15 protein-coding genes and 1 pseudogene are annotated in these 18,753 nt (G+C 65.2%); 15 read left to right on the top strand and 1 reads right to left on the bottom strand.

Going from position 1 to position 18,753, the window contains the following annotated elements; translation table 11 throughout:
• Window positions 1–144: 144 nt before the first annotated feature.
• The 3 genes from QOL79_RS19110 to QOL79_RS19100 all read left to right on the top strand — a co-directional run bounded on the left by QOL79_RS19110 (window position 145) and on the right by QOL79_RS19100 (window position 3,107).
• Complete coding sequence (locus tag QOL79_RS19110) at window positions 145–1,179, top strand: LacI family DNA-binding transcriptional regulator (RefSeq protein WP_058457385.1); 1,035 nt, start codon at window positions 145–147, stop codon at window positions 1,177–1,179.
• A 122-nt stretch (window positions 1,180–1,301) separates the two neighbouring features.
• Window positions 1,302–2,801: an MFS transporter gene (locus tag QOL79_RS19105; RefSeq protein WP_058457384.1), complete on the top strand. Its 1,500-nt coding sequence runs from the start codon at window positions 1,302–1,304 to the stop codon at window positions 2,799–2,801.
• 168 nt (window positions 2,802–2,969) lie between these two features.
• Window positions 2,970–3,107 carry a hypothetical protein gene (locus QOL79_RS19100; protein WP_156416611.1) on the top strand — a complete coding sequence of 46 codons (138 nt, stop codon included), beginning with the start codon at window positions 2,970–2,972 and terminating at the stop codon, window positions 3,105–3,107.
• 632 nt (window positions 3,108–3,739) lie between these two features.
• Here the strand turns inward: QOL79_RS19100 and QOL79_RS19095 are convergent.
• Window positions 3,740–4,768 carry an IS110 family RNA-guided transposase gene (locus tag QOL79_RS19095; protein WP_058457383.1) on the bottom strand — a complete coding sequence of 343 codons (1,029 nt, stop codon included), beginning with the start codon at window positions 4,766–4,768 and terminating at the stop codon, window positions 3,740–3,742.
• A 186-nt stretch (window positions 4,769–4,954) separates the two neighbouring features.
• Here QOL79_RS19095 and QOL79_RS19090 point away from each other — a divergent pair, with 186 nt between their 5' ends.
• The 12 genes and pseudogenes from QOL79_RS19090 to QOL79_RS19035 form a co-directional block, all read left to right on the top strand.
• Window positions 4,955–5,536, top strand: coding sequence for an ANTAR domain-containing response regulator (locus QOL79_RS19090; RefSeq protein ID WP_058457382.1), 582 nt, complete (start codon window positions 4,955–4,957; stop codon window positions 5,534–5,536).
• Window positions 5,533–6,744, top strand: coding sequence for a CmpA/NrtA family ABC transporter substrate-binding protein (locus QOL79_RS19085; RefSeq protein ID WP_058457381.1), 1,212 nt, complete (start codon window positions 5,533–5,535; stop codon window positions 6,742–6,744). The genes QOL79_RS19090 and QOL79_RS19085 overlap by 4 nt, the downstream gene beginning before the upstream one ends.
• A gap of 249 nt (window positions 6,745–6,993) precedes the next feature.
• Window positions 6,994–8,226: a nitrate/nitrite transporter gene (locus tag QOL79_RS19080; RefSeq protein ID WP_058457380.1), complete on the top strand. Its 1,233-nt coding sequence runs from the start codon at window positions 6,994–6,996 to the stop codon at window positions 8,224–8,226.
• A 2-nt stretch (window positions 8,227–8,228) separates the two neighbouring features.
• Window positions 8,229–9,431, top strand: a complete 1,203-nt coding sequence (locus QOL79_RS19075) for an alginate export family protein (RefSeq protein WP_058457379.1) — start codon at window positions 8,229–8,231, stop codon at window positions 9,429–9,431.
• Entirely contained in the window at window positions 9,431–11,908 is a 2,478-nt protein-coding gene (nirB, locus tag QOL79_RS19070; protein ID WP_058457378.1) for a nitrite reductase large subunit NirB, read from the top strand. Before QOL79_RS19075 ends, nirB begins: the two co-directional genes overlap by 1 nt.
• Window positions 11,905–12,246: a nitrite reductase small subunit NirD gene (gene nirD / locus QOL79_RS19065; RefSeq protein ID WP_058457377.1), complete on the top strand. Its 342-nt coding sequence runs from the start codon at window positions 11,905–11,907 to the stop codon at window positions 12,244–12,246. Before nirB ends, nirD begins: the two co-directional genes overlap by 4 nt.
• Window positions 12,246–14,843 carry a nitrate reductase gene (locus QOL79_RS19060; RefSeq protein ID WP_058457376.1) on the top strand — a complete coding sequence of 866 codons (2,598 nt, stop codon included), beginning with the start codon at window positions 12,246–12,248 and terminating at the stop codon, window positions 14,841–14,843. Before nirD ends, QOL79_RS19060 begins: the two co-directional genes overlap by 1 nt.
• Entirely contained in the window at window positions 14,833–15,618 is a 786-nt protein-coding gene (gene cobA, locus QOL79_RS19055; protein WP_058457375.1) for a uroporphyrinogen-III C-methyltransferase, read from the top strand. Before QOL79_RS19060 ends, cobA begins: the two co-directional genes overlap by 11 nt.
• Complete coding sequence (locus tag QOL79_RS19050; protein WP_283420403.1) at window positions 15,554–16,840, top strand: molybdopterin molybdotransferase MoeA; 1,287 nt, start codon at window positions 15,554–15,556, stop codon at window positions 16,838–16,840. Before cobA ends, QOL79_RS19050 begins: the two co-directional genes overlap by 65 nt.
• Entirely contained in the window at window positions 16,840–17,307 is a 468-nt protein-coding gene (locus QOL79_RS19045; protein ID WP_058457373.1) for a hypothetical protein, read from the top strand. The genes QOL79_RS19050 and QOL79_RS19045 overlap by 1 nt, the downstream gene beginning before the upstream one ends.
• Window positions 17,308–18,041: 734 nt before the next feature.
• A complete protein-coding gene (locus QOL79_RS19040; RefSeq protein WP_058457364.1) occupies window positions 18,042–18,491 on the top strand; it encodes a helix-turn-helix domain-containing protein in 450 nt (149 codons plus the stop codon).
• Between the two features lie 41 nt (window positions 18,492–18,532).
• Window positions 18,533–18,753 (top strand): annotated as a pseudogene (locus QOL79_RS19035) (hypothetical protein); the annotation flags it as partial.

Here is an 18,753-nt window from a genome sequence, read left to right as displayed (position 1 = left end):
CGTATACGCATATCGTCGCCCGTCAGCCGCTGTCGCGTAAATGTCACAGCGCGATGGGCTCGACCCATTGGCAGTACGGCCGGCGCTCGCTAGTCTCGACGCAAGGACGGGCCGGCCTGAAGCCGACCGAACCGGGAGAAGGATATGGGGCGACCGCCAACGGCCAAGCCTACGAGTTTCGATATCGCTTATCTGGCCGGCGTGTCGCAGCCGACCGTATCGCGCGCGCTGCGCGGCAGCAAATCGGTGAGTGCCGCCACCCGCGCCAACATCGAGCGGATTGCGCGCGAGCTCAACTATACCGTCGACAAGAATGCATCGAGCCTCCGCTCGCAGCGCGCCCACACGCTCGCGCTCCTCTTCTTCGAGGATCCGACCCCAGACGAGTCGATGATCAACCCCTTCTTTCTTTCGATGCTCGGCTCGATAACCCGGCAGTGCGCCCTGCGCGGCTATGATCTTCTGATAAGCTTCCAGCAAATGAATAACGACTGGCACGTCGACTATCAGGACAGCCACCGGTCTGACGGCATCATCCTGCTCGGCTATGGCGACTATCAGCTTTATCGCGCCAAGCTCGAGCATCTGGTGGAGATGGACACGAAGTTTGTCCGCTGGGGATCGGTCGCCGACGACAATATCGGATTGACGGTCGGGTCGGACAATATCGGTGCCGGCGTTCAGGCAGGCGAGCATTTCATCGAGATAGGTCGCAAATCCATCGCCTTCTTGGGCGACGCATCCAACCACGCGCCAGAGTTTCAGGATCGCTATGCGGGCCTTTGCCGGGCGATGACGGCCGCGGGCCTGACGCCAGATCCGCGGCTGCAGCAGCCTGCCGTTTCTTCCGAGCAATCGGGCTATGAAGCCGCGCGCGCGCTCCTCGCCACGGGCATTCCGTTCGACGCCCTGTTTGCCGCCAGCGACCTGATCGCGATCGGGGCCATGCGCGCGCTCGTCGAAGCCGGCTTGGCACTGCCGCGCGACGTCGCGTTGATCGGGTTCGACGACATCCCCGCGGCCAGCCTGACGTCGCCGACGCTGACAACGGTGATGCAGGACTTGAAGGGTGCCGGGGAATTGCTCGTCGATGCGCTGCTCGGCCGCATCGACGGTCGGCCCGCAGGGCGATGCATCTTGCCGACGCGGCTGATCCGCAGGCAAAGCACATCGCCCTGATCGGCTAAGTATTCGTATACCTTGACCCGATCGCCCCGCCCGCCGCTTGCTCTTGCCGGGCGCTGCTGCAAGATCGCGCGGCTAAAGAGCCGCGCGCCATGCGGCCGATGGGGAGAGACGTGATGGAAAAGCCGCGGCAAAGTCGCGCCGGACTGTGGAACATCAGCTTCGGCTTTTTCGGCATCCAGATCGGCTTCGCGCTCCAGAACGCCAATATGAGCCGGATTTTCCAATCGCTTGGCGAAGACATCGAGAAACTGCCCGGCCTCTGGGTCGCCGCACCGCTGACGGGCCTGCTGATCCAGCCGGTGATCGGCCATATGAGCGACCGGACCTGGCTGGGGCGGCTCGGCCGCCGTCGGCCTTATTTTCTTGCCGGCGCCATTCTCGCCGCGATCGCGCTGTTCGTGATGCCGCAAAGCCCGGCGATCTGGTTCGCGGCGACGACGCTCTGGCTCCTCGACGCCTCGCTCAATATCTCGATGGAGCCCTTTCGCGCCTTTGTCGGCGACATGCTGCGGAAGGACCAGCATAGTGCGGGCTATGCGGTCCAGACGGCCTTTATTGGCGCGGGCGCGGTCGTCGGCTCGCTCTTTCCGTCGTTCATGGACCTGCTGGGGGTCGCCAATGTCGCGCCGCCCGGCGAGATTCCCGACACCGTCCGCTACGCTTTCTGGTTCGGCGGCCTTGCCCTCTTCCTCTCGGTCTTGTGGACGGTGGTGACGACCCGCGAATATGATCCGGTCGAGATGGCGGGATTCGGCCCCGCCGAAGCGGAGACCCAGCCCGCGGTTCGCGCGCTTGCGTCGCGAAGCTATGCCGGTTGCTCCGCCTGGATCGTAGCCGGTCTCGGCGTAATGGCCATCCGGCAGGAATTTTCGCTGCTCCGCGAGGTTCTTCTCCTCGGCGCGCTGCTGATTGCCTACGGCCTTGCAAGCCTCATCGCCATCGCCCTCGCGCGCCGTGGCAACGAGACCAACATGCTGTCGAGCATCGTCGGCGATTTCTCCGGTATGCCGCCAATCATGAAGCGGCTCGCCCTCGTCCAGTTCTTCAGCTGGTCGGCGCTGTTCATCATGTGGATCAACACCACGCCCATCGTCGCCCAATATCATTTCGGGACGACCGATGCGGCGAGCGCCGCCTATCAGACCGCCGCCAACTGGGTCGGCACGCTCTTCGCCATCTATAACGGTGTGGCCGCCGTCGCCGCGCTCACTCTCCTGCCCTGGTTATCCAGGCGCATCGGGCAGGCCCGCACGCACATCGCCGGCCTTGTCTGCGGTGCGCTCGGCTATGGCAGCTTTTTCCTGCTGCGCGACCCCACGCATCTTGTTGCGAGCGAGGTCCTCATCGGCATCTTCTGGGCTTCGGTTCTCGCGATGCCTTACGCGATCCTCGCCTCCAGCCTGCCGCAGGGAAAGCTCGGCATCTACATGGGCCTCTTCAATATCTTCGTGGTCGTTCCGCAGCTGCTTGTCGCCACGATCATGGGGTCGATCATGGCCGCCTTCTTTCCCGGCGCCCCGATCTACACGATGGCGTTCGCGTCGGGCACCTTGCTGCTGGCGGCCGCCGCAATGACGCGGGTCACCCCGCTCACCGGAGGGGTCGCCCGATGATCTCCCGTTTGGGTCCGTGCCGCCCGCCTTGCCTCCCTCTCGGCCGTCACGGCTTGCGCCTGCGCCGTCCCATCCGCCGCCGAGCAGCCGGCTCCAACCTTTAACTGGAAGGCGCCGGACATCGCGCAGCTGAAGCATCCCGAGACGAGCGAAATGCAGTCTGGACAAATGCTGGGGGCGGCAATCATTCTGGCGGCGCCGATCATCGTCGCTGTGCTGCATCAACGTTCTCCAGGCGGCAGCGCAATTCGCCCGCTCGACCCGACGATGCTCGATGTCTATGCCCTTAGTTTCATCCGCGCGTGACGCCATAATAGTCCTTCACCGAATAAGGCGAGCCGAGGCTGCCCTTGCGGTTCTTCTCGCCGATCGGATGGATCGGCATCAGCCAGATGATATCGACGCCGAGCTTTTTAGGGCGGGGCAACTGCGTCTCGGCGGCTCGAAACGTTCCTTCGCGCGTGAACTGCCGCGTGTTGATCTGATAAAGAATGGCACCGCGGCTCCAGTCTACATGAGTCTTGGTACAACTTTAGACAGACCTCATCTTTCTGCGCCAAACACTATCGCGCACCAAAATTTCATTTGGGCAAACGTTATTGCGCCTGTGGCGCGGCTCCCTCGCTGCAACATTGCCCAAGGGAACAGGTCCTCAGCTCGAACTGGCCGTGTGTGGACGGCCCTCCGTTGGCAAGCGGTTTCTGGATATGATGCGACCTGCTGGTTGGTGCAGCCATGTGTCCGGCCTGTGATGCGGCCTTGTCATGCGCCGCTGGCCATGATGCCTTTCGCGCGGATCGGGTCCCGACCAATTGGACGCACTCGAGGTGCACCGGCCAAAATGGGTTTTCCTGATCCGGCGGTTTCAACCGGCTTTGTGCATCAGCTCCTGTCTGCCCTTCCCAACCTCGGCGACGCCATGATCGGCGCCTGATCTCCTATGCGTGCGCGACCTGCGGTTCGCGGTAGTGCTCTCCGCTCGTCATCAGCGCCCAGACCATGCGGGCGGTTTTGTTAGCTAGCGCCACAGCTGCAACTTTCTTCGCTCGACGCTTCATCAGTTCGATGAGCCATGGCCGTTTGGTGCCGTGCCGCTCGGCATGGCGGATGACGGCCATCGAACCGACGACGAGCATCTGACGCAGATACTGGTTGCCCGCACGCGATATGCCGCCGAGCCGCTCCTTCCCTCCGCTGGAGTTCTGCCGCGGGACCAAACCTATCCACGCGGCGAGGTCGCGGCCTGTCTTGAACAGGCGCGGATCGGCGACGCTGGCAACAAAGGCGCTGGCGAGCAGTGGCCCGACGCCCGGTATCTCCATCAGCCGCCGCCCAACTTCTGTGTCGCGCGCACTCGCACGGATACGTCGGTCGTTCTCAAGGATCTGCTCCTTTACGATCGCGAGCTGCGCCCCGAGCATCTCCAAGCAGAGCCGGGCATCAGGTGGAATCCTCTCGTCATCTTTGTCGGCGACTATCGCCAGCAGGCGCTCGAGCCCAATGCGCCCCACCGGCGCCACGATCCCGAACTCCGACATATGCGCCCGCGTCGCGTTCGACAGCTGCGTGCGCTGGCGGTTGAGCATCAGGCGGACACGGTGAAGCATCATCACGCTCTGCTGTTCCGGAGTCTTCACCGTCACGAACCGCATCGTCGGCCGCGTCACCGCCTCGCAGATCGCCTCCGCATCGGCAGCGTCATTCTTGCCGCGCTTCACATACGGCTTCACATATTGCGCCGGCATCAGTCGAACATCATGGCCCAGCGCGATCAGCTCGCGGGCCCAGTGGTGAGAGTTGCTGCAGGCCTCGATGCCGACCAGACAGCGCGGCAGCTTCGCGAAGAACGGAATCACCCGGGCCCGGCTCAGGCGCTTGCGCACCACCACTTCGCCTGCGGCATCAACACCGTGGACCTGAAACACCGACTTCGCGATATCCAACCCGACCGTTACAATCTTCTCCATCGTAGCTCTCCTTCCAGCTCATCCCGCAGATCATACCGCGGGGAGTTGGAGAGCCGTCCACGTCATCAATTGGAGACTGTCCGCTGTTGGTAGCCTATTTCGCTAAGCGGACACTTGACGCGCGGATTATGTCGCGACCGACAAAGTCTCTGGCAGATTTGTGCGCTGCAGCGTAAAGGCGCGACCATGAGGATCGCGATCATCGACACCAGCGCAGGGCGTGCGGCCGTCATATCCGACGGTTTGCGCGAAGCTGGTCTCGACGACCTCGTACTGGTGGACACTTCCAAACCACTTGTTGCGCAGATCGAAGCGGCTGCCCCCGAAGTTGTTCTTATCAACCTCGAGAACCCGAGCCGCGACCTGCTCGAGGATTTCTTCGCTATGTCGCGCGCGCTGGCACGGCCGATCGCAATGTTCGTCGATCAGAGCGATGCCGAGGCGACCGGCGCGGCGATCGACGCCGGGGTTTCGGCCTATGTCGTCGACGGATTGTCGAAGCAACGTATCAAGCCGGTGGTTGACCTCGCCATCCGACGCTTCCAGGCCTTTTCGCGGCTCCAGCGCGAACTCGATGACGCCAAGAACGCACTCGCCGAGCGGGCCGTGATCGACAAGGCGAAGGCGATCCTGATGAAGCGGCGTCAGATCGACGAGCCCGAGGCTTATGCCCTGCTCCGCGGACAGGCGATGCGGACCAATCGTCGCATCTCGGAGATTGCCGAGGCGATCGTCACCAGCGAAGCGCTGATGGGAGACATGGAATGACCGGCGAGCGCTTCCGTATCGGCTTCCTGCCACTCGTCGACGCCGCGTTGCCGGTTCTTGCCCACGAAATCGGCTTCGCCGCCGCCGAGGGGGTCGCGATCGACCTTGTCCGCGACATGACCTGGGCGACCGTGCGCGACCGGCTGCTCTATGGTCACACCGATGCGGCGCATATGATCGCGCCGCTTGCCATCGCCACAACGCTTGGAAAGGATCGTCCCGCAGTGCCGCTCGCGGTGCCGTTCGTTCTGGGTCTCAACGGCAATGCCGTCACCTTCTCGACCAAGCTCGCGGAAGAAGCAGGTCTGACCGATACGCTGGGTGATCCGATCCGGATCGGCGCGGCGCTGAAGCAGGTAGCGGACGCGCGGGTCGCGGCGGGCAAAGCTTTGCGCTTCGGCGTCGTCCATCGCTATTCGAGCCACAATTACATGCTGCGCTACTGGCTCGCAGGTGTCGGCATTCGTCCCGATCAAGATATCGAGATCGTCGTTACCAGCCCGCCTTTTGCCGCCGACGCGCTCGCCGCGGGCGAAGTCGACGGCATCTGCGTCGGCGAGCCATGGAACTCGATCGCCGTCGACCGCGGCGTAGGTCACATCGCGCTCGCAACCGCGCAGATCTGGCGCCGCGGTGTCGAGAAAGTGCTCGCGATGCCGGAGGCTACGCTCAACGAGCGTCGCGAAGCGGTCGCAGCGCTGGTCCGCGCGCTGCACGCGGCAGCGGCACATTTTGTCGAACCCGGCGCTGCCGAGGAAAGCGCCGACATATTGGCGCGGCCCGAATATCTCGACGCGCCGCGCGATGCCGTATTGCGCGCAATCACCGACCGCATCCGGCTCGTCCCAGGCGGCGAGCCGATCCACTATCCCGACTTCATGTTCCAGTATCGCGAGGCGGCCAACTTTCCCTGGCGCAGCCAGGCTGCGTGGCTCTACTCGCAGATGGTCCGCTGGGACTATATGGCGTTCGACGACGCCGAAGCCGCGGCGGCCGGCAACGTCTTCCGTCCCGACGTCTACCGGGCCGCGCTTGCAGGCTCGGGCGCGCCGCTGCCCGGCGCGAGTTCGAAACTCGAAGGCGGGCTCGACGAGCCCATCGGCGCCGGTTCGACACAGGGCCGCCTCACGCTCGGCAGCGACCGCTTTTTCGACGGCCGCGCCTTCGATCCCGACGACATCGAGACCTATCTCGCTAAACTTCCATAGCTTTTCCTTTTATGCTGCACCTGCGAAATAACCGCTTGCAGCAAAGCTGCGAATCAGGCAGCTTTAGCGCACTCGGCAAGGTTGCCGGGGCAGGATAAGGCGGCGCCGGTTCCAACGAGGGGATCGAACCGCAGGCGGACGGGGAGCCATTCCCCGCAATCCCAACAGGCAATGAAGCCGTCAGGATGCGCCCGCATGGCCGCCGTCCTGGCGGCTTTTTTATTGCCCGTCACACGAAGGGGACGGACGATGACGACTGCAAACACGGGGGCCATGGCACCCAAATCGAGCTTCTGGGCGAGCGGGCACTGGCCGACGCTGGTCGCCGCCTTTCTTTATTTCGATCTTGCCTTCATGGTCTGGGTCATCCTTGGCCCGCTGGCGCCGTCGATTTCCGAAGACCTCGGACTGACACCCGCACAAAAAGGCCTGATGGTCGCGGTCCCGACGCTGGCCGGCGCGGTGCTGCGCGTCGTCAACGGGCTGCTCGTCGACCGGATCGGCCCGAAGCGCTCGGGCGCGATCAGCCAGATCATCGTCATCGCCGGACTGTTCGCGGCCTGGTTTTTCGGCGTGCACAGTTTCGCGGGCACGCTCGCACTCGGCGTGATCCTCGGCTTCGCCGGTGCAAGCTTCGCGATCGCGCTGCCGCTTGCGAGCCGCTGGTATCCGCCCGAGCATCAGGGCAAGGCGATGGGCCTTGCGGGCATGGGCAATTCGGGCACGGTGCTCGCCGCGCTCTTCGCCCCCGGCCTCGCCAAGTTGTTCGGCTGGAACGCAGTGCTCGGCCTCGCCTGCATCCCGCTGACGATCGCCTTCTTCATCTATCTCGCGATGGCGAAGGATGCGCCGAATGCGCCCGCGCCGAAGAAGCTTGTCGACTATTTCCAGCCGCTCAAGACCGCCGACGCCTGGTGGCTTATGGCCTTCTATTCGGTGACGTTTGGCGGCTTCGTCGGGCTCGCCGCCTCGCTTCCGGTGTATTTCACCGATCAGTTCCACCTGACCCCTGTGATCGCGGGCTATTGCACCGCGGCGTGCGTCTTCGCCGGATCGCTGGTGCGGCCGATGGGCGGTGCGCTCGCGGACCGGATCGGCGGCGTCAAGGCGCTGATGGCGGTGTTCGTCGTCGCGGCGCTCGCTCTCGCGGGCGTACCGCAAGCCGATAGCTTGCCCGCCGCGCTCGGCCTCTTCGTCGTGGCGATGCTCGCGCTTGGCACCGGCAACGGCTCGGTGTTCCAGCTTGTGCCGCAGCGCTTCTCTGCCGAGATCGGCGTGATGACCGGGCTCGTCGGCATGGCGGGCGGCGTCGGCGGCTTCTACCTTGCCTCCTCGCTCGGCTTTGCGAAACAGTGGAGCGGCAGCTTCGGCCCCGGCTTCTATATCTTCGCCGGGCTTGCGGTCGTGGCGCTGGTCGGGCTGATCTTCGTCAAGGGCCAGTGGCGCGCGACCTGGGGCGCAGCCGAAGGCGTGCGGATCTAACCATGACCCGCACCCTTGTGATCTTGCTGGCGCTCGCGCCGGCCGGGGTGGCGCACGCCCGGGACGTCACCCTCAAGCCGCTCGGCGAAGCCCGGCTTCGCTATGAACAGGTCGATCAGGACGGCCTCGCCGCCGATGCCGACGCCCTGACCCTGCGCCTCCGCGCCGGGGTCGAGGCGAAAGCCGGGCGCTGGTCGGCGCTCGTCGAGGGTCAGGGCACCCTTGCAGTTGTTGACGATTATTTCGACGGCCTGCACGGGCCGGCTACGCGGCCGCTCGTCGCCGATCCCGAGAATATCGCCTTGGCCCGCGCCCAGCTTCGGTACGCCTCGCCGAGCTTCGCGGTAACCGCAGGCCGCCAGCGGATCGGGCTCGATGACGAACGCTTCATCGGCGCCGTGCCTTTTCGTCAGAACGGCCAGAGCTTCGACGCGGTGCGCGCCGAGATCACGCCGGCCAAGGGCGTCAAGGCCGACCTCACCTATGCGTGGAGCGTGCGCACCATCTGGGGCATCGACGGCGCCGGCGCACGGCAACAAGCGGTGTCAGGCGACAATCTCTTCGGCAATGTCAGCGTCGCGACGCCGGTCGGCAAGATCGCGGCCTTCGCCTATCTCGTCGACCAGGACGAGGCCGCCATGCAGGGTTTCCGCATGTCGAGCCAGAGCTATGGCGTGCGGCTCGACGGCAGCCAGCCGCTCGGCAAGGCGAAGATCGCCTATCAGCTCAGCTATGCGCGCCAGTCCGACTGGCACCGCAACCCCAATGACTATTCCGCCGACTATTGGCTTGCTGATGTCGCGGTCGATCTTGGTGGCCCCCGGGTCGGCGCCGGGTATGAGATACTCGGCGCCGACAACGGGTTGGCCCTGACCAGTTTCCAGACCCCGCTCGCGACCGGGTTCAAATTTCAGGGTTGGGCAGACAAATTCCTCGTCACTCCGCCCGATGGCGTCCGCGACCTTTATGGCAGCGTGGGCTGGGGCTGGAAGGCGGTCGGGCCGCTCAAGGCCGTGACGCTGCAGGCCGCGTATCACGACTATCGCAGTGACCGGGCCAGCCGCGCCTACGGCGACGAGATCGACCTCCTCGCCAGCGCCAAGCTCGGCAAGGTCACCGCCTCGGCGCGCTACGCCCACTACGACGCCGACACTTTCGCCACCGACACCGACAAATTCTGGCTGCAACTGGACTGGATGCTCTGATGGAACACCGCCCCCTCAAACCCGACGCCGACACGCGCGAGCATCTGGTCGTCATTGGCAACGGCATGGCCGGCTGCCGCGCGGTCGAGGAACTGCTCGCGCGCGATCCGAGCCGCTACCGCGTCACAATCTTCGGCGCCGAACCGCGGGTCAATTACAACCGCATCATGCTCTCCCCCGTGCTGGCGGGAGAGAAATGCTTCGACGATATCGTGATCAACGACGCCGCGTGGTATGCCGACAACGGCATCGCGCTCGTCGCCGGCGATCCCGTTGCGGCGATCGACCGCGCGGCGAAGACGGTGACGGCGCGCAGCGGGCTCGTCGAGACTTACGACCGGCTGCTGATCGCCACCGGCTCCGATCCCTTCATCATTCCCGTTCCGGGCAAGGACCTGCCCGGCGTCATCGCCTTTCGCGACATGGACGATGTCGACATGATGCTCGCCGCCGCCGATGCCGGCGGCGACGCGGTGGTGATCGGCGGCGGGCTGCTCGGGCTCGAGGCGGCGCATGGCCTCAGCTTGCGCGGCATGAAGGTCACCGTCATCCACCTGATGCCGACGCTGATGGAGCGCCAGCTCGACGAGGCCGCGGGCTGGCTGCTCAAAAATGCGCTCGAAGCGCGCGGCCAGACGATCCTGACCGGCGCCGACACCGCCGAGATCATCGGCACCGGCAAGGTCGAGGGCGTGAAGCTCAAGGACGGGACATTGATCCCCGCCAGCCTCGTCGTGATGGCGGTCGGTATCCGCCCGTCGATCCAACTCGCGCGCGACGCGGGCCTTGCGGTCGGGCGCGGCATCCAGGTCGACGACCATATGGTCACCAGCGACCCCGCCGTGCTCGCGGTGGGCGAATGCGTCGAGCATGACGGGCAGGTTTACGGCCTCGTCGCGCCCTTGTGGGACATGTGCCGCAGCCTCGCCGACGGGCTGGTCGAGAAACCCAGCGGTTATCGCGGCTCGGTGACCTCAACCAAGCTCAAGGTGTCGGGCATCGACGTCTTTTCGGCGGGCGATTTCTCGGGCGGCGACGGCTGCGAGGATATCGTCCTCCGCGACGCCTCGCGCGGCGTCTACAAGCGCGTGATCGTCAAGGACGACCGCATCGTCGGCGCGGTGCTCTACGGCGACACCGCTGACGGCAGCTGGTATTTCGATCTCCTGAAGAAGCAGAAAGACGTCTCCGACCTCCGCGACCTCTTGATCTTCGGCCAGGCCTTCGCCGCGGGAGGCGGCGCGGCGGACCCTAAGGCGGCCGTTGCGGCGCTCTCGGACGATGCCGAGATTTGCGGCTGCAACGGCGTCACTAAGGGCCAGGTCGTCTCGTGCATCGCCAAGGGCGCACACAGCCTCGACGCGGTGCGCGGCACCTGCAAGGCGTCGGCCAGCTGCGGCAGCTGCACCGGGCTCGTCGAGAACCTGCTCGCGCTGACATTGGGCGACGATGTGCAAAGCGGCCCCAAGACCATGTGCAAATGCACCAGCTTCGGGCACGACGATGTCCGCCGCGAAATCGTCGCGCAGGACATGCGCTCGATCCCCGAGGTGATGCAGAAATTGCACTGGGCCACCCCCGACGGCTGTTCCTCGTGCCGCCCCGCGCTCAATTACTATCTGCTCTGTGCGCTGCCGGGTGAGTATGTCGACGACCAGCAGAGCCGCTTCGTCAACGAGCGCCTCCACGCCAATATCCAGAAGGACGGGACCTATTCGGTCGTCCCGCGCATGTGGGGCGGGCTCACCAACCCCAGGGAGCTGCGCGCGATCGCCGATGTGGTCGAGAAGTACAACGCGCCGATGGTCAAGGTCACCGGCGGCCAGCGGCTCGACATCTTCGGGATCAAGAAGGAGGATCTGCCCGCGGTCTGGGCCGATCTCAACGCCGCCGGAATGGTCTCGGGCCATGCCTATGGCAAGGCGCTGCGCACGGTGAAGACTTGCGTCGGGTCCGAATGGTGCCGCTTCGGCACGCAGGATTCGACCGGGCTCGGCGTCAAGCTGGAACGGATGAGCTGGGGCAGCTGGATGCCGCACAAGTTCAAGATCGCGGTGTCGGGATGCCCGCGTAACTGCGCTGAGGCGACGATCAAGGACTTCGGCGTCGTCTGCGTCGACAGCGGTTATGAGCTCCACGTCGGCGGCAACGGCGGAATTCACGTGCGCGCCACCGACCTGCTCTGCAAGGTCGCGAACGAGCAGGAGGCGATGGATTATTGCGCCGCCTTCATCCAGCTCTACCGTGAGGAAGCGCGCTACCTCGAACGCACCGCACCATGGATCGAGCGCGTCGGGCTCGACCATATCAAGGCGCGCATCGTCGACGACGATCTGGGCCGCGACGCGCTCCGCGCACGATTCCTCTTCTCGCAGAGCTTCAGCCAGGACGACCCCTGGGCGCAGCGCGCCGAAGGTGCCGAAGCCGAACATCACGCGCCGATGGCGCGCTTTATCCCGCAGGAGGAACTGGCATGAACACCGCCGAATGGCTCGACATCGGCTGGGTCGACCAGATCCCCGTGCGCGGCAGCCGTACGGTGCAAGTCGAGGGCGGCGACGACATCGCAGTCTTCCGCACCGCCGAAGGCAAGGTCTTCGCTCTCCTCGACCGCTGCCCGCACAAGCATGGACGGCTCAGCCAAGGCATCGTCCACGGCGGCGCGGTCGCTTGCCCGCTGCACAATTGGCGGATCAGTCTGTCGACCGGCGAGGCGCTGGGCGACGACAAGGGCTGTACACCCACGGTGCCGGTCAAGATCGATGGCGGCCGCGTTCTCATCTGCCGCGCGAGCACGCTGAAGGCCGCCGCCTGATGACGGAGGCCGTCCGCACGACCTGCGCCTATTGCGGCGTCGGCTGCGGCATCCGCGCGACGGTAACGGGCGAACGGAGCGTCGAGATCGCGGGCGATCCCGACCATCCAGCTAACCGCGGCCGCCTCTGCTCCAAGGGTACGCATCTGGGCGAAACGGTGGGATTGGAAGGCCGCCTCCTCCATCCGACGATCGGCGCCAAGCGCGCGAGTTGGGACAAGGCGCTCGATCTCGTCGCGAAGCGGTTCAAGGAGACCATCGCGCGCCACGGTCCGGGCAGCGTCGCCTTTTACGTCTCGGGGCAACTTCTGACCGAGGACTATTATGTCGCGAACAAGCTGATGAAGGGGTTCATCGGCACGGCGAACATCGACACCAATTCGCGCCTGTGCATGTCGAGCGCGGTCGCGGGCCATATGCGCGCGTTCGGCGAAGATGTCGTCCCCGCGACCTATGACGATCTCGACGCCGCCGACCTCTTCGTCCTCGTCGGGTCAAACACCGCCTGGTGCCATCCGATCGTCTATCAGCGCATCCGCGCACGCTGCGAGGCGGGCGCCAAGCTCGTCGTCATCGATCCGCGCCGTACCGAGACCGCCGAAGAGGCCGACCTGCATTTGGCCGTCCGTCCCGGCAGCGATGTCGCGTTGATGAACGGGCTGCTCCAGCATTGCCGCGAAACCGGCATCGTCGATGAGGATTATCTGGCCGCGCACGTCGCGGCTCCCGCAGAATATTGGGACCAGCTTGGAGAGGGGAATGACCTGTGGTCGGTGGCGCGCATTTGCGATGTCCCCGCCGCCGACCTCAGGCATTTCTACGAGCTGTTCGCCGCGAACCCGCGCACCGTCACCTTGTTCAGCCAGGGGATCAACCAGTCGACTGCAGGCACCGATCAGGTCAACGCGATCACCAATCTCCACCTCGCAACCGGGCGCATCGGCAAGCCGGGCGCCGCGCCCTTCTCGATCACCGGTCAGCCCAACGCGATGGGCGGACGCGAGGTCGGCGGGCTCGCCTCGACGCTCGCCGCGCATATGGACTTCTCGCCCGAGAACCGCGCCCGCGTCCAGCGCTTCTGGGCCGCACCGACGATCGCCGAAAAGCCGGGCCTCAAAGCCGTCGACCTGTTTCGCGCCATTGGCGAAGGACGGATCAAGGCGCTGTGGGTGATGGCGACCAACCCCGCCGTATCGATGCCCGACGGAAATGCGGTGCGCGAGGCACTCGCCGCCTGCCCCTTCGTGGTCGTTAGCGACGTGATCGAAAAGACCGACACCGGGTCCTTCGCCCATGTCCGGCTGCCCGCGGCGGCTTGGGGCGAGAAGGACGGCACCGTCACCAACAGCGACCGCACGATCAGCCGCCAGCGCGCGCTCTTCGCGCTCCCCCGCGAAGCGATGCCCGACTGGTGGATCGTCAAGGAGGTCGGCCGGCGGATGGGATGGAAGACCGCCTTCGCCTACGACCGCCCCGCCGACATCTGGCGCGAGCATTGCCGCCTCTCGACCTACGACAATGACGGCGCACGCCTCTTCGCGCTGCCCGGCGCGGCGCAGGGCGGCACCGCCGCCTATGACGAGATGGAACCCTTCCGCTGGGGCGGCGATCATCCCTTCGCCGACGGCCGCTTCTCCACGGAGGACGGTCGTGCACGCCTCGTCCCGATCACGCAGAAACCCCTACCCGCCCCCCTCACCAAATGGCCACTGACGCTCAACACGGGCCGCTACCGCGATCAGTGGCACACCATGACGCGCACAGGCCTTGCCCCGAAACTGGCGCGTCACCGCGAGGAGCCGCTCGTCGAGATCCATCCCGACGACGGCTCCCGCCTCGGCCTCACCGACGGCGGGCTCGCGCGCGTCGAGACGCCGCAGGGCGACAGCCTCTACCGCGTCGCCTTTCACTCCGGTCAGCGCCACGGTGAATTGTTCGTGCCGATCCACTGGACCGACCGCACGGCAAGCGGCGGCCGCACCGGGCTGCTCCCGCGCCCGCTCGTCGATCCCGTGTCGGGCCAGCCGGGGTTCAAGCGCACCCCGGCGTCGATCGCCGCGGTGGTGCCCAGGTGGCGCGGCTTTCTGCTCCTCTCGCGCGAGCTGGCCAGCGCGCCGCGCTGCCTGTGGGCGACACGAGTCGCGGTTCCTGCGGGCGTCATGTGGGAGCTGGCCGGCAATGGCGATCTCAAGGCGATCGAAGCGCTGCTTCCCAAGGGGGAGCGGATCGAGGCGCAGGATGCTGCACGCGGCACCAAGCGCATCGCCATCGTCGCGAATGGACGTCTGTCGGGCGCCCTGTTCGTTACCGAGACCGGCGAACTGCCTTCCCGCGACTGGCTGATCGCGCAGCTATCGGCGCCACAGGTCGCGCCAACGCTGCTCGCGGGCCGTGCCCCGGGAGCCCAAGCTGACCGCGGCCCGATCATCTGCGTCTGCTTCGACGTCGGGCTGAGGACCATCGTCGCCGCCATCCGCGACCAGAAACTCGCCGACGTCGCCGCGATCGGCGGCGCGCTCGGTGCCGGAACCAACTGCGGCTCCTGCCGTCCCGCGCTCGCGCGCATCCTGGCCGAGGAGACCAGCAATGCAGCCTGACGATTTCGCGAGCGGCACCGTGTGGCTCGTCGGCGCCGGCCCCGGCGACCCGGAGCTTCTGACGATGAAGGCGGTGCGATTGATTGAGCGCGCCGACATCGTCTTTTACGACGCGCTGGTTGGCGATGGCGTGCTCGCGCTTATCCCGGCCAGGACCGAGATGGTCAGCGTCGGCAAACGATCGGGCCGCCATTCGAAAGACCAGCGCACGATCGACGCGATGCTGGTCGAAGCGGCGGCCGCCGGCAAGCGCGTGGTACGCCTGAAAGGCGGCGACCCCTCGATCTTCGGCCGATCGACCGAAGAACTCTCCGCCTTGCGCGAAGCCGGGTATATTGCCCGCATCTGCCCGGGCATCACCACCGCGTGCGCCGCCGCAGCGTCTGCCGGCATCTCTCTCACGCTCCGCGGCGTCGCCCGCGATGTGCGGTTCGTCACCGCACATAGCAGGCACGGCGCAGCGCTCGATATCGACTGGCCCTCGCTCGCCAACGGCGGGTCAACCCTTGCCTTCTACATGGGGCGCGACGCCGCCGGCGAGATCATGCGCGGGCTCACGCGCGCCGGCATGCGCGGCGACATCCCGGTGATGATCGCTTGCCACGTCAGCAGCCCGGACGAGCGCCGACTGGCAACGCGGCTCGACCTGCTCGAGCTTGCGACCCGGTCGTTCGCGGCCGACGCGCCTACGCTGATCCTGGTCGGCGAGGTTGTCGATCAAGGCACCTCCGAGCTCGCGATTTCGGAAGCGTACGGGAGACAGATGCATGGGTAAGCATGCGACCATCCTGACATCCGGCGCTTGCGCGGCTTCCATCGATTTCGACGGGGCCTTGGCGATCCTCGCCGCGCATGCCCGTCCCCTCGGCAAGGAAAGCGTCGCGTTGGCCGATGCGGGCGGGCGCCATCTCGCTGCACCGGTGCTTGCGCGGATCGACGCCCCGCGGCGCGACTGCGCGGCCATGGACGGCTATGCGGTCCGCGACGCCGACCTGAAGAACGGCACTATATTCTTGCGTTCGAGGGGCACGAGCTACGCGGGCGGCGCCAAGCCGGGTGCAATCTCGGCGGGAGAAACCTGGCGCGTAATGACGGGCGCACCCCTGCCTCATGGTAGCGACCGTGTCGTGATGATCGAACATTGCCGGCATCGCGGCGAGCTTGTGGCGCTCGACGCTGCGCCGCTCGGCAAGCCGCACGTCCGGAAGGCCGGCTCGGATTTTGTTGCGGGCGATGAGCTCCTCGCTGCGGGCACGAGGATGACGGCGGCGCGGCGGGTCGTGGCTTCCGCCGCCGACCATTCGGAGGTCGAAGTATGGCGCCGTCCGCGTATCCTGCTGGTCGCGACCGGCGACGAAATCCTCGCGCCGGGGTGCGCATCGCGGATGCCTAATGCGATCCCGGACAGTCTCAGCGGGGCAATCGAGCAAATGTGCGTCTTGGCAGGTGCAGATGTCGTCGCGAGGCTCCGACTTCCTGACAATGAGCAGGCGATTGCCGAAGCGCAGCAAGAGGCCTCCGCCGACGTGGTCGTCGTCATCGGCGGCGCCTCACGCGGCGACCGCGATTTTGGGCGGTCGGCCTTCGCATCACTCGGACTGGAAGTCGCTTTTGCCGATGTCGCCATCAAACCCGGCAAGCCGGTTTGGTATGGCCGGTTGAGACAAACGCATGTTCTCGGGTTGCCGGGAAACCCGACTGCGGCCTTTACCGTCGCCTCGCTCTTCCTCGCGCCGCTCATCGCGGGCCTGTCCGGAGGAAAGATATCGGACGCGCTGCCCTGGCAGCTCAGGCACTCGACAAGGCCGATCCCGCCAAATGGACCGCGCGAGGCATTTCTCTGCGCATCGCTATCCTACGAGGGCGCCGCCATTTGCGATCGCCAGGATGCGTCGGGACAGGCCATGCTCGGTCTCGCCGATTGCCTCGTTCGCCGCCCCGCCCACGCTCCCACGGCAAATGTGGGCGATCTCGTACCGGTGTTGCCGCTGTGCTGATGGGCCTGTTGATCGAGCGATTGTGCAACCGAGAGGCTCCAGATCGTCCGGCAACGCAAGCGCAATCTGCCAGCCTCAAAGCGACACTCGCAGCAATTGGGCAAAAGATCGAAAGCGACAGCGGAGAGACACTGTCTAGGGTAGAGAGCAAGATCTGGAACACCGCAGCGGTGATCTCCTACATGGCGCCTGGGTCCGGAGATCATGCACCCGCAAATGCCAAGGTTCTCAGCTGGGCAGCCGCCCGTGCCGGTTTCGAAGATATGGGCCTGCCGGACGCAGCGACATTCGTGACATCCCTGGTAACCGAACTCGCCTTTCGAACCGAAATTGATCCTCGCGACCGCCGTGGCGAATCCGACTCCCTCGTGAGGCTTGCCACGCTGAAACGGCAGTTTTCAGCTATCGAAGAGGAGCACGACCTCTGGGACCTGCTACGAAAGTTGATCGAGCGAACCGCGCGCTAACCTTGCGCTCTCAGCTAAAAAATGCGCCCGCCGAATGAAACCGGCGGGCGCAAGATGAAGATTTCCGTCCCCTTTCGAGGAAGAGCTCTTCTGGGTCGCGCAGCGCAATTAGCGCGACGTCCCGATTCTCGATTGTATGAAAGCGCCAAAACGGCAGCCAGTCTCATGGCGTTGAGCGATGGCAAGCGACGGAGCTGGCCGTTAGCGGTCAGGCGGCCACTGGTGATTGGGGCGCCACAAGCGGGAGTAATATGTAACTGCGTTGCCGTGATCCTGAGGAAATTTGACGTCCGCTTTCAGGCGGTGCGCGGTACCCGTCGCAACGACCGACATGAGGCGCAAACCCGCCGAACAAAAACGGCGACCCGAGAGGGCCGCCGTAGTAAAAATGGAGGAGCCCTCCATTCAGGTCGCGCTTCGCCAATATCGGAAATTAGCCTGCTGGCCAGAGGAAAGCAGGTCGCCGTAACGGAATCTGTGGCCATGATGCAGCAGGGCAACACATTGTAACCCACGCAACTAATTTGTTCGCGGGCATCCAGCCAAGCTCGCTGCGGGGATGCGAACGTCGTAGCGGCAAGCGTGATCATCGCATGCGATCCGAGCCTGACAGCTCGGAATCTCGGCGCTTGAGCAACCATACATGCGCATTTACGTTTATTGCACATATTTCACTTATTGCATTTATGGATTTGATCTTATATAGGGCCGAGCCCGGCAGCGAGGAGAATGATATGAGCGATCAGGAGCTTTCCCAGCGGCCCCCTACAGAGACGGAAGTGCGACAGGCATCGGAAGCGGCGCGCGCGCTTGCGAAGGCGCTTACGCCTAAGGGTCTGCCTTTTTCCGTGCAGCGAAACGGCGACCGGACCGAGGTAGACTTGCCGCCGGCGCTCGGACAGCTGGTCCTCGACGTGTTGACGCATGTCGCTCGCGGCGAAATGGTGACCTTCGTTCCCTATGGGGCGGAATTGACCACGAAAGAGGCGGCCGACCTTCTGAATGTTTCTCGCCCCTTTCTCGTTTCAATGCTGAGCGAAGGGAAGATACCGTTCCACAAGGTGGGATCGCATCGGCGCGTTCGAGCGAGCGACGTACTCGCGTTCCGCGCGCAGCGGGATGTGGAACGGAGCGGAGCGCTCGCCGACCTCCAGCGCCTCGGCCAGGAGTTCGATGCGGATTGAGGTGCCTAGCCGACCGTTTCGTCGTCGTTCTTGACGCGAATGTGCTTTATCCGTTCAGGATAAGGGACGCCCTGCTCCGGTTCGCCGAAGCAGGGCTGTTCCGCGCGCGCTGGTCACCGGCCATAATTGACGAATGGCGCCGCAACCTCGTCGCCCAACAGCCGGAATTTGAAGCCAGCATCGACGCCCAGATCGCTGCAATGCGGATCGCCTTTCCCGAAGGGTGCGTCACCTGTCAAACGGCGTTCAAAAGGGACCCCCG

The sequence above is a fragment of the Sphingopyxis sp. Geo48 genome (assembly GCF_949769155.1).
GTDB lineage: Bacteria > Pseudomonadota > Alphaproteobacteria > Sphingomonadales > Sphingomonadaceae > Sphingopyxis.
Note: the sequence above shows the minus strand (reverse complement) of the source record. Positions and strands in the feature narration are given on the sequence as shown.